This window comes from Paenibacillus sp. SEL3 (assembly GCF_054602585.1).
This window is the reverse complement of record NZ_CM137725.1, coordinates 3,456,175-3,468,833: the sequence shown is the minus strand read 5'-3', so window position 1 is coordinate 3,468,833 and position 12,659 is coordinate 3,456,175. Positions and strand designations below refer to the sequence as shown.

7 protein-coding genes are annotated in these 12,659 nt (G+C 45.8%); 3 read left to right on the top strand and 4 right to left on the bottom strand.

Annotated features, from left to right (window positions below):
• Positions 1-63 precede the first annotated feature (63 nt).
• Complete coding sequence (locus ACYCS5_RS16015; protein ID WP_459759771.1) at positions 64-1,053, top strand: zinc-binding dehydrogenase; 990 nt, start codon at positions 64-66, stop codon at positions 1,051-1,053.
• 88 nt (positions 1,054-1,141) lie between these two features.
• Here the strand turns inward: ACYCS5_RS16015 and ACYCS5_RS16010 are convergent, their stop codons facing one another.
• From ACYCS5_RS16010 to ACYCS5_RS16000, 3 genes are all read right to left on the bottom strand, one after another.
• Positions 1,142-2,533, bottom strand: coding sequence for an MATE family efflux transporter (locus ACYCS5_RS16010; RefSeq protein WP_459759770.1), 1,392 nt, complete (start codon positions 2,531-2,533; stop codon positions 1,142-1,144).
• A 275-nt stretch (positions 2,534-2,808) separates the two neighbouring features.
• Complete coding sequence (locus tag ACYCS5_RS16005; protein ID WP_029516920.1) at positions 2,809-4,179, bottom strand: glycoside-pentoside-hexuronide (GPH):cation symporter; 1,371 nt, start codon at positions 4,177-4,179, stop codon at positions 2,809-2,811.
• A 27-nt stretch (positions 4,180-4,206) separates the two neighbouring features.
• Positions 4,207-6,150 carry a glycoside hydrolase family 127 protein gene (locus ACYCS5_RS16000; RefSeq protein WP_459759769.1) on the bottom strand — a complete coding sequence of 648 codons (1,944 nt, stop codon included), beginning with the start codon at positions 6,148-6,150 and terminating at the stop codon, positions 4,207-4,209.
• Positions 6,151-6,343: 193 nt separating this feature from the next.
• On the opposite strand from ACYCS5_RS16000, the gene ACYCS5_RS15995 reads away from it, so the two are divergent.
• Positions 6,344-7,219 carry a helix-turn-helix transcriptional regulator gene (locus tag ACYCS5_RS15995; RefSeq protein WP_069010168.1) on the top strand — a complete coding sequence of 292 codons (876 nt, stop codon included), beginning with the start codon at positions 6,344-6,346 and terminating at the stop codon, positions 7,217-7,219.
• 110 nt (positions 7,220-7,329) lie between these two features.
• Positions 7,330-8,727, top strand: coding sequence for a phytase (locus tag ACYCS5_RS15990; protein ID WP_459759768.1), 1,398 nt, complete (start codon positions 7,330-7,332; stop codon positions 8,725-8,727).
• A gap of 100 nt (positions 8,728-8,827) precedes the next feature.
• On the opposite strand, the gene ACYCS5_RS15985 is transcribed toward ACYCS5_RS15990, so the two are convergent.
• Positions 8,828-12,577, bottom strand: coding sequence for an alpha-L-arabinofuranosidase C-terminal domain-containing protein (locus ACYCS5_RS15985; RefSeq protein ID WP_340884017.1), 3,750 nt, complete (start codon positions 12,575-12,577; stop codon positions 8,828-8,830).
• Positions 12,578-12,659: the final 82 nt, after the last annotated feature.

Here is a 12,659-nt window from a genome sequence, read left to right as displayed (position 1 = left end):
CCGCTCTGTACAATTCAATATACATGCAATTGCATCTAAATTCGCACCACGGGAGGTTTTAAAATGAAAGCCGTGATACATGCCAGCAAAAACGGCCCTGAGGGTCTGATGTATACAGACGTTACGGACAGACAGCCAGGGAACGATGAGGTGAGGGTAAAACTCAAAGCCGCAGGCTTGAACCATCGAGACTTATTCCTCATGGCAGATCGAGCTGCCAACGATGCTCCACTCATTCTCGGATCCGATGGAGCAGGTGTGATCGAGGCTGTGGGTGCTGGCGTCCCAACCTCGCTGGTAGGCACCGATGTAATGATCAATCCCTGTATCGGATGGGAGAATACGCATCATGTTCCCTTGGTTCCAGCCATTCTGGGCGGACCCTCGGATGGGACATTCGCTGAATCGGTTATCATCCCCGTCCAAAATGCCGTCAGTAAACCAGCATACCTTTCATGGGAAGAAGCAGGGGTACTGCCTTTGTCTGCTTTGACCGCTTACCGCGCGCTCTTCACAAGAGGCCAATTGCAGGAGGGTGAGCACGTCCTCATTCCCGGTATTGGCGGTGGTGTAGCCACGTATGCCATGCTTATGGCTTTAGCGGCAGGTGCACGGGTCAGCGTCACATCACGCAGCGAAGCAAAGAGGCAGGCTGCCCTCGCCCATGGCGCTCATCATGCATTCGACAGCCATAGCGGATGGAAAGAAAATATGAACGGAGACACCGTGGATCTGGTCCTTGACAGTATCGGTCCTGCTACGTTCGATAAATATTTGGATGTCCTCAAGCCAAACGGTCGGATTGTTACATTTGGCGCAAGTTCAGGAGATCAAGTAAAGATTCCACTGCGGTCTATATTTTTTCCTCAAATCAGCATCATCGGCACCTCTATGGGCAGTGGCGAGGAATTCGCAGCTATGCTTCAGTTCATGGAGCGCCATGCACTCCATCCGATTATAGATAGCGTATTTCCTTTACAAGACACAGCGCAAGCCTTCCACCGTATGCAGCAGGGAGCGCAGTTAGGCAATATAGGGATCAGGATGGAGTAAGGGGTCTGAACGAAGTATAGGAAAATAAAAAAATCCACTACCGTAAAATGCCTTCATCCAGAAGTCAATTTTATGGTAGTGGACCTATTCAGTCGATCAAACGATGCTGGACCCATTTGTTGCCCCGGAAGCGCCAAAGGAAGACGATCCCCCGCACGCCCCATTCAATATCCATAGCCAACCAGACACCAACAATCCCCAGGTTAAACACAATGCCCAAAATATACCCGAGCACCACCCGACACAACCACATAGACAGCATTGAGGTGAGGGACGTAAATTTTGAATCACCTGCTGCCCTTAACGCAGAGGGTGTAATAAAGGCAATGGACCAAAGCGGAATCTGAGCCAACGTATTAATCAGTATGACAACAAAAATGTCATCTACGATTTCGGCAGGCGGATGAAACAGCCCCACCATCGGCTCAAACAAAGGCATCAGGATTAATCCCATTACAATAAACGAACAAGACGACAGCCAAATAAACGATTTGGTAAACTTGCGTGCATCCTCGACATTTCGACGTCCCATGCATTGACCAACCACGGTTACAATCGTAAGAGCCAAAGCATTCGCAGGGATTTGGAACACGTTAGCTAGGGATGAGCAAATGGCATTCGTCGCCAACGCATTGGTTCCCAGACTCACAATGAAAATTTGGGTTAAAATTTTCCCCCCATTAAAAAACATCTGCTCCGCTGCAAAGGGAAGCCCGATAAACAAAATCTTTTTAAGCATGGCCAGATTAAAGTAAAGCATATCTCTAAGCTGAACACGCAAGTCATCATCTACCCTGACCAAATAGATCAGCGCGCACACTGCTCCTGCATATCTGGACACATTGACGGCAATCGTCATGCCCAGCACACCCATATCCAATACATTAATGAATACCACATTGAGGAGCACGTACGAGAGGTTCATGATGAGAGAAAGAGCCAGCGATGCCCTCGTCTTCCCGATCCCCCTCAGCGCTCCACACACCGCCTCAACGATTGCAATCCCCACAAAAGACATACAACTTCCCAGTAAATATACCTTACCGTTAGCTAATACATCAGGCGAGGCGGAACCAAACAGAACACTCAAAATCGGATTGTACAACACGATCATAAACAAACTAATACATAAAGCCAGCAAGGAAACGGAGGAAATGGTGCCGGATGCGGCTTTAGAGACCATGAGGTCGTTACCGCTCCCCTTATACTGTGCCACGACAACCGTTCCCCCGGTAGACACTGCGACAAACACATTAATCAGAAAAATATTCAAAGAATCGATCATATTTACAGCACTGACTGCCGCCATCCCCGACGAGCTAATCATGGCCGTGTTCACCAAATTAAGACCCACGATAAAAGCCTGATCAATCAGCAGCGGGATAAACAGCGCAATCATCTGTCGATAATCAATAGACTCTCCTGAAAAATGCTTATTCAGAAAGCCATGTGTTCTCATCCTTACACTCAGTTGACTCATATCATCACATTCTTTTTCTCAAATTGAAAAAAACCCTTCAACAGAAGAGCCTTCATGGCGAAAAAATGTATAAAGTTGCAAGGCTAGATGTGTCTAGTTCTTGATTCTGTACACTTTTCTCTACATAGAAGTATTGCTCCAAAAGAAAATCCTGTCAATGGTCTTGCTCACATTTGAATAGAAAATAACAGAAAAACCTGCTCAGCTCAGTGAACAGGTTTTGCAGCAGCATTGTAATGTCTTAATATGTCATTAATTCCTTGTTAAAAGAATGCCTATGATCTTCTCGCAATTAAATCTTGTTGAATAGAAGCTTCGTTCTTTTCGAACTTTTTATAAAAAAACATAGGAATGATTCCGATCAAGAAGATGATAAACGGCAGCCAGATAAAGCTAAACTGAATGCCAGACAACGCCGTAGGGGTTTGAACTTGCCCAGCGATGTAACCGGTGCTGCCCATGATCCATGCTGGCAATAATCCGCCAATTCCGCTACCCGCTTTAATACAGAATGCGCTTCCAATGGAGGTCAGAAAGCCACTTGCCCGAATACCATTTTTCCATTCCCCATAATCGACTGTATCTGACAACATCGCAAACGGCATAGAACACGCAAAGCCTGATCCTAACGCACCAATAATCCAGCCGATAATAATGAGAGTTAAGTCTGTACTTCCCATTAAAATCACGACTTGACCCAGCGCAGCTAATATCAATCCGATAATCATAATCGCATTTTTACTTAATTTTCTGGCAAAAAACGGAATCAGAACCATCGAGATCAACTGTAAGGAGGTCAGTCCATTGATTAAAGGTACTAAGTCCTTACTGTCCAGATTGTATTGCAGATAAAAGATGAGCGTTGCTGAACGAATATTCAAACCAATCCAGTAACACAAGTTGGCAGCTACAACGAGCATCCAGGGCCAGTTTCGTTTGATCGCTGTGAAGCTTTTAGCAATGGGAACGGACTTCGTTTTCACTGCTGCATTTTCTCGCAAATCGGCAAACGCTATGAAAAACATAATAATCGCCATGATTCCAAATAAAACAAGCGTTAAGGAAAATCCTTTTTGATCATTCCCCTGTCCAAAGAAAGCAACCAAAGGTAACGTAAACGTCGTGGCAATGAAGAAGCCCACATTCCCCCCTACCATGCGGAAGGAGTTCAAGACGACGCGTTCATTAGAATTGGTGCTCAGGTTAGGCAGAATAGACGTAATCGGCGTACTAATTCCTGTGTACAGGATGCCGGCTATGATATACGTAATGGCGGCATATGCAATTTTGCCCGACTCACTCCAATTGGGCGTCGTAAACGTAAGGACCATGAACACAGCGAACGGGATTGCTAACCATAGAAAATAGGGTCTGCTCTGGCCGTATTTTGACTTCGTTCGATCAATCAGGATGCCCCAAATCGGGGCATCAATAGCATCAATAAAACGGGTGATAAATAGTAATGTCCCGGCAATCCCGATAGAAAGACCGAATACATCTGTATAAAAATATAATAGATAACTGGAAATGACACAGTACAACAGATTGCCGGCCGTATCCGTTAATGAATAGCTGATTTTACGATGAAAAGGAACGGTACTGGTTGCCTTTTCCGGTGGTTCTGTACTCACAATTCTCGTACTCATGATCTTTCCTCTCCCCATGCGAATGAATTATGATTCATAAACCCATACACGCATTTCCCCTTTAGCCCGATTGCACCAGGCGTAGTAAGGAATGGCGGTAATTTGTTGAGGAACAAATTCAGGGGGCTCCGAGCTGTATAATGCATTCGAATTTTTTACCCGGTGTCCCTCTATGGTCAGCTTTACAATGCCACCCAGCAGGTTTCCGCTGAACTCTTCCGTAATAAGACTATCCTTCGTCAATCTTAATCCTGCCAAATTCGCTCCATTATCCACTTCTTCCAGGCAAAACACGACTGGTCCGCGTTGGAGAGCAATTTGCTGCTGGTTCATGGAGACCAGCGGATTGCTCCGAATGCGCTCAACCGGCATAGCCAAATGCAGGGTAACTACATCTCCGTCCTTCCAAGTACGCTGAATCTCGATATAGCCTTTTTCCAGACGATCTAATGATATGGTTTCCCCATTCACCTTTACCTCTGCCTGCTTGCACCACCCTGGAATTCGTAGTGCCCATTTAAAGGGAGTTGGCTCTGTTACATGGATCGAAAAGGTTAGATCCGCATCCCATGGATAATGATGAGTTTGTGTAATTTCAACCTCATGACCAGATAAAGTCATGTTCACCTTGCTGGCAATGTACAGATGCGTATACAACGTATCGTCCGTTTGGGTGTACATATTGTCCTCAACCGATGCAATCATTCGTGCCAAATTGGGCGGACAGCAGGCGCAGAAAAACCATTTTTGCCGTTCTGTTTTTACATGCTCTTGATCTTTTCTGGATTTTTGAAAGGGATTAACCTCCAGCGGGTTCACGTAGAAAAATCGTTTCCCATCCAGGTCCATCCCACTAATCGTCCCGTTGTATAGCGCACGCTCCAGCACATCGGCATATTTCCGGTCTGGCGCTAAACGCAGCATACGATTGGCCCAAAAGGCCAGCCCTACAGAGGCGCAGGTCTCACAGTACATGCTGTCATTAGGAAGATCGTGATGGCAAGTGAACGCTTCCGCATTTACAGTAGATCCGATGCCTGCGGTGATGTACATTTTGTGATTCGTTACATCATCCCACAGCGTTTCACAGGCTTGTAATAGGGAAGCATCCCCTGTTTTCGCGGCCAAGTCCGCCATTGCAATATACAGGTACACCGCTCTTACTGCATGGCCGACTGCCTCTTTTTGTTCCCGCACAGGTTGGTGTGCTTGCTGGTATTCGAAGCCTAAACCAAAATTAATGTTGTTCTCATCATTCCAGGTGGGCTCTGTTTGAATATGTTTTCTCTTTTCTTGTTCCTCTGCAAAGTAAATAGGATGCTGTCCCCGCTGTTCAATAAAATATTGCGCTAATTTGAGATATTGATCCTTTGCCGTTACGTCGTATAATTTGATCAAGGCCAACTCAATTTCCTCATGTCCCGGGTAGCCTTTACGTTTCCCTTCTTCCGTACCAAAAATCTGCTGAATCAGGTCTACGTATTTCTCCATAATGTGAAGAAACTTCGTTTTGCCCGTCGTTTCATAATAAGCAACAGCCGCTTCTATAAAATGCCCTGCACAATACAGCTCATGATTGTCTCTTAGGTTCGTCCAGCGATTATTGGGTTCCTTAAGCAGATAGTACGTATTCAGATACCCATCCTCAGCTTGAGCTCTGCCCAACAATTCAATCACTTCATCAGCCCGCTCTTCAAGCGCGGGATTCGGATGATCCCTTAAGCTAAAGGCAACCGTCTCCAGCCATTTGGCAAGATCACTGTCCTGGAAAACGGTTCCATAATACTCCCCACTGGATTCCCCGGCTGCAATCCTAAAGTTTTCAATCGCATGACTGGGTTCTGTATCTGGTAATTCATCATTTAATGCTTTCCACTGATAAGGAATAACCTCTTCCGCCACAACCTGCTTATACTTTTTCCAAAATAAATCATCAACGGTGACATGCTTAACTGGCTTTGCCGTTTTCATTGGATAAACATCCCTTCCTGAAAATAGAACGCTTTCATTTTTGAAAAAATAAGGATAAAGTAATGATAATATCGTACAAGTTAACCTGAGCTTCCCTTGCTACAGTCCTTATTTTATCAACCTGAATTTATAAAAAAAATCGCGATCTTTAACTAAAACTTATACGATTTCACACACAAAGGAGCTGGCTTCCATGAGCAAAACAGACTTTCTATCATTCCTTGTCCCTCCGCTGCCTTATTTCATTGAGGGGAATTTTACTACATATCAAAAAGGGGATTGGCATCCAAATAGGTATAATCTGGGTTATTTTGACGTAATAATCATTAAAGAAGGGTTGCTGCACATTGGCGAAGAGGACGAAGTGTGGAAGGTAACTGAAAATTACGCTCTCATTCTTGAACCGGATAAACATCATTTTCCCATTGAGGCATGTACAGAACAAACCTCCTTTTACTGGTTCCATTTTCAAACCAATAGCATGTGGTGCGCACAATCCTCGTCCAATCCTATTATACCCAGCACTCCCATTCCCGAGCTGCATTTTCATTCAGAACATACGACCATTCATTTGCCTAAAATTCAAAAAGTGGTGAATCCACATGAGCTATTTTCGAAATTAGACTATTTACTAGCCTCTACTTTAAAACCTAGAAAACTGGCACTCTGGGAGGCCCAACAGACGTTTGTGAATGTTTTTCAGAGTTTGGAGTATGATCAGAATAATAAAGACAGCTCCTCTAAGTTGGCGGAACAGATCGAAATATACCTAAAACAGAATTACAAAAATACAATCACCAATAAAGATTTGGAGACCCATTTTCACGTACATCAGAACTATCTCGCTAGATGTATGAAGGTCGCCTTCCAGCGCACACCGCTTGAATATTTAATGGATTATCGACTGGATCAAGGGCGTAGTCTTTTGCTACAAACCGACTGGTCTGTCCAACAAATTACCGAGGAAACGGGTTTCTCCCAAGCAAGCTATTTCTCCAAATGCTTTAAAGAAAAATTCGGAATGTCTCCGAAGAATTACAGACAGCAATACTGGAAACCAGTCCATTGAATGCTTACACCTCCTTTACATTCTCTTTACATTTTCATTGTATCCTTTTGATATTCTCGCTTTATACTGAGTCGGTTATATCATTTGCACTTCAGAAAAGGGGCATACATATGAAGTCAACTAAACTAGCATTATTAGCCATGTTAACGGGGGTTCTGATATCACCAGAACTGACCCATGCGGCAAACATTCAGCCGTCCGGGTATGCACCACTACGAACACAGGCAGATAAAATGGGGGCGACCATTACATGGGATAGTGATGACCAGTCTGTTTTGGTCAAACTGAAAAATGGCATTGTCGGAACCTTTACAGTGGGTGAGAAGGAATATCGTCTAGCTGGACTAACCGGAAAAGCGGACCAGGAAATTAAGATGATGAATGGAACTGTATATCTTCCTACAAAACTTCTTACAGCGCTTGAAGCAGAGAACAACAAATATGCAGATCCTAAGGACGCAGTCCCCACCTATAAAGTGATCCCTTCTGCTGAAACAGAAGCTGTGGAGGATGGAGAAGACGCAGCCGACGACCCTGCCATCTGGCTCAACCCGGCCGATCCAGAGAAAAGTAGCATTTTAGCAACCAATAAAGGCGGCGGGATTTTAGTCTATGATCTGGAAGGCAAGCAACTGCAAAACATGAAGGTTGGAAAAATGAATAACGTGGATCTTCGTTACGGTTTCACCTTGGGCGGAAAAAAAATCGATATCGCAGGCGCGACCAATCGAACCAACAACACGATCGATATCTTTGCCATTGACGGTGCATCAGGAAAGCTGACCAACGTGGTTGGCAAACCTATTAAAGCATCTATGAAAGAAGTGTACGGATTCAGCTTATACCATAGCCTCAAGACAGATAAATTTTACGCGCTCGTTTTGGGCAAAGAGGGTGAATTTGAGCAATATGAGCTGACTGACGACGGAAGCGGCAAAATTGCAGGTAAGCTTGTCCGCCAGTTCAAGCTGAATACGCAATCCGAAGGCATGGTTGCTGATGATGAATATGGCACGATCTACATCGCTGAAGAGGATTACGCTATTTGGAAGTATAGTGCCGAGCCAGACGGTTCAACCGAGCCGCTGCGACGTGTGGATATTGCAGATGGGCGCAGACTTCACGATGACATAGAGGGACTTACATTGTATTACGGTAAAGATGGCAAAGGATATCTTATGGCCTCCAGCCAAGGAAACAGTAGCTATGCGATCTATGAACGACAAGGCGACAATGCATATATAAGCAACTTCACGATCAGCGCAAGCCCAATCGTTGACGGTACGTCTGTCACAGACGGTATTGATGTTCTTGGCTACGGGTTAGGTAGGAATTTCCCTCATGGTATCTTCGTTGCACAAGATGACGAAAATCTTCAAAATGGCAAAAAGTTAAATCAGAATTTTAAAATGGTACCCTGGGAGCGAATCGCTACGGGAGCCCCTACCCCGCTAACGATAGACGATGGCATTAACCCACGTGAATTGGTGAACAGAAGCACGCAGTAATGCCTGTCGGGGAAATCAACTCAACATTCCGGCTCTATTCATAAAAAAAGAGGTGTTCCAAAAGCCATAAAACGGCTACTTGGGACACCCCTTTTTGTTTTTAAGCGGAAAAAGGTTTAAGATCCAGCACCAACACATTTACCGAGTTGGCTGGTAAGTCTAAGAGAACAGAATCCGTCTGAAGCGTGATCTGCTGTTCGGTAGGCACTACCTTCTCATCATTCTTCTTGTTCACGTTAGGTACATGAACAAGCGAGGAATCGCCGGTTAGTGTAACCAGCTTAGCGATGGACTCAACACTCAAATCTTGTAGATTCAGCTGTATTACCTTATCCACGTTGTCGGCATTCACCAGCTTCACATATACATGCTCAGCATCTTGGGTTACCGAGTTGAACACGTCTCTGTTGTAAGCCTCCAGCTTATAATCCAGCACTTTACTGTTTGTCACGCCGTCGGTATATGAGCAAATCAGGTTGCTGCCTGTTTCACCGCCATAGTTCACTGTTATGGTGTAGTCCGTGTTGTCGGCCAACTCTTCATAGCTGGCCGCTCTCAAGTTACCTGCGGCTATACTGGAAGAGTAGTCACCCAATGTGTAGCCTTCTATGCCTTGCTTGTAAACCTTCACGCCGGTAGCCTTGCCGCCATAGCCGATCGCGTATTCGACAACGTCCTTTTTCTCCGCAGAAATATCCGTGAGACCCGCACCCACATAAAAACCGTCCGTGCCGGAAATGCGGGAGGCGATCACCTCTACCTTGTAATTGCTCCAGCTGTCGTTCAAGATGTACAGACCATTCAGACCGCTATCCTGAGCTTTGAGCACAAGCCCCTTGCCTTCCTCCACTGTGTAGCCCACGGAACCAGGAATGACCTGCCAGGCCGAATTTAATTCCTGGGCGAAATCTTGATCCAGCAGCACACTGCCGTCCTGGTTAGAGGTAACGGTGACACGCTTAATCATAACGTCGGCATTGCCTGTCGCGATTTCAATGCCACCCTGAGGAATGAGATCCGTTGGCTTGCCATGTTTGTAAGTAGAGAAAGAAGTGCGCAATACTTTATTTCCCAAATATTTAGCATACATTTGCTGTACATAGTAGTTCGGCGTAAACCACACCGTTTCGTCATCGAACCAGATGCAGTCTGGAGTCCATCTGTAGGTTCCATCTGTCAGCACCTTGTTAAACAGCGGTGCATAGGCAGCCAACCGAACGACATCGGCATTATTTTCGAAGCCCGTCATCACCGCTGCCTCTGCTACAGCGCCTGCCAATGTATTTTTATCGGTTGAGGCGTACTCCCCGACAAAAACCTTTGATGTCGCTTTCCAATTGATACTACCGTCCGCGTTATAAGCTCTGTAGTAGTAGTTATAGCGGTCCACGTTATTCAGCAGATATTCGTTAGAACGATAGTAGTGCTCGTCTGCAATGGTGTCCATATAGTCCTTTTGCTTCTCATACCAGGTAACAGTCTCTTCCGTCACCTGGTTACCATCAGCAAAAGCAACCTTAGCCGAGCCCTTCATATTACCGCTCAGGAACTTCCAGCCCTGCTGATAGGCATCGTCGTCCGCTTGAGCGCCAACCGTAGAGATGATATGCAGCTCATAACCCGGATAGTTTTTCTCCATGTACTCATCAATCGATGTCTTGAACACTTCAAAGTTGGCAAAGAACTCTGTGCCCCAGTTCTCGTTACCCACACCCAAATAACGCAGATCGAACGGTGCTTCATGGCCCATTTTTTTACGCATAGCAGCCCATTCATTATGTTCAAAATCCACACTAATCGCAAAGTCGATCAGATCCGTAAAGTTCTTAATATAGTATTCTCTTAATGCGCCTCCAGCCGGATGAGCGTAATCGGAACGGGCTTGACAGAGAACGCCACAGGCCATAACCGGAAGCGGTACTGCATTCAGGTCTTCTGCCAACTGGAAATATTCCATATAACCAAGGCCCATGGTCATCATATAGCCCCATACATTAAAGTTTTCCTTGCGTAGCTCGATATCCCCAATCGATTCCTTCCAATCGTATACGTTTTCCCATATAAACGAACCCTCGGAAATACAACCACCTGGAAAACGCAGAAACTTCGGATGCATGCCGACCAGTGCGTTCACCAAATCTTTTCTCAATCGGTAGTTAGGATTTCCCTGGAAGTTAGCATGTGCCGATGGGGATTGCTCTTCCTCTCCTGCGCCCCATACATCTTGTGGGAATAAAGAAACCATATCAACCGAAATGTCCCCTTCAAATGTAAGCGCCAGCTGCCCGAGAACCGTAGCTGAGCCTGTCAGCACAAGCTTGGAATCGATGCCGTACTTCTTCCACGTGTTACCGCCTTCCACCTGTATCGTAACCGAATCACTAATAGCCTTTTCATTCGAGTCTTGCAGTTGCAATGTGATTGTGCCCGCTGAATCGGCCTTCGCCCAAATGGTAAACTCATACTTGGCACCCTCTTGGATGGACATGGCGCAATTCTGGTTAGAGTCGGAAAAACCCTTGTTCCGAATCGTTGCACCATCCGCTACCGTCACATAATAAGAGTTCACTTCTTTGTCTTTTGCGCCTAAAAACTCATTTAATCCACCGCTATGTTGTGGAGTCATCTTGTCCGTATCACCAGACCAAGCGAACAACGGGTTGCGGTTCCGTCCTGTAGAACAGCCGCATTCACCGGAAGCATGGGAATACGTATCGAACTCGAAAGATTCGAAGGAGCGATTCTGAACGAGTTCTGCATAAATCCCGCCATCTGCTGCGTTATTGATATCTTCATAGAACAAGCCGTACATCACTTCGCTGACATCCACTACTTCCTTATCTCCATGAATGGTCAGCGTGTACGGAGGTAGCTGTTCAGGAAGAACGGATACTTCAAAGCTTTCTTCAATCTGGCTTAGGCCCTTCGTCAATAAAGCTGTGACGGTAACCCCTTGTGCGGAGGTAATCGCCTGCACCTGACCATTGTCAGAGAGTATACTAGGCTCGCTGGACTTCCAGGTCACTTCTACTCTACCGCCCATCAGAACGGTTGGCAGAGATAAGTCCTTGGTCACAATCGCCGTTGGAAAGGACAAATATTTATCTCTGGCAAGCTTCACGATCTCTTCATCTGTCAACGAATCGCACATGACCTCAATGACTTCATCTGCCGACAAGCCTGCTTTATAAATTCGAAAGTCTGAAACGGAGCCGGCAAAGTCTACATCCGCCGCATGCTGAGAGCGACCAATAAAATTGTTGCTGTAGTTGGACGAGTCTGTAAACGTTTCGAACCATTTACGCAGCTTGGCATAGTTACCACTAGAGGTTTGGCTGATGGAACCGTCCGCTACCACCTCACCATTGACATATACCACCGGACCTGCACTGCTTAATGTGCCGCCTTCCGTGCCGATCACAGACAGGGCTATGTGCATCCACTCATCCCTGACAAAACCTCTTCCCGGGTCTACGGACAAATCCGCCTCGGTGAAAAGGGTTCCGCGCAGATTCCGTGTCATGAACATATATGGCCCTGTATGGGCTTTACCAAAATCAAAAACACGTTCCCACATATCTGTGAATCTGCCGAAGTTGACCCAAGCAGTAACCGTCACACCGGTGTTATCGCTTACATCTTTGAATAGATCGGAAGGAAGCTGGATATACGAGGTACCGTTGGGGCCTCCCTCAAGCGTCAATGCCGCTCTACCGGTAGCATGGGAAATTGTGGGTGTTACTGTGCCTGAAGCAACCCCATCGTTACCTTGCCCTGAGCTATCTTTGCCGACGTTCTCTGCATCATCAAACTTGTAACGCGCAATGATTTGATCTTGGAATTTGGTCATCTTCGTTGCTCCTATACCTATAGTTTATTAATGTAATAACTAATTAGTTAATATAAATACATACCATACAGCTATAGTACCT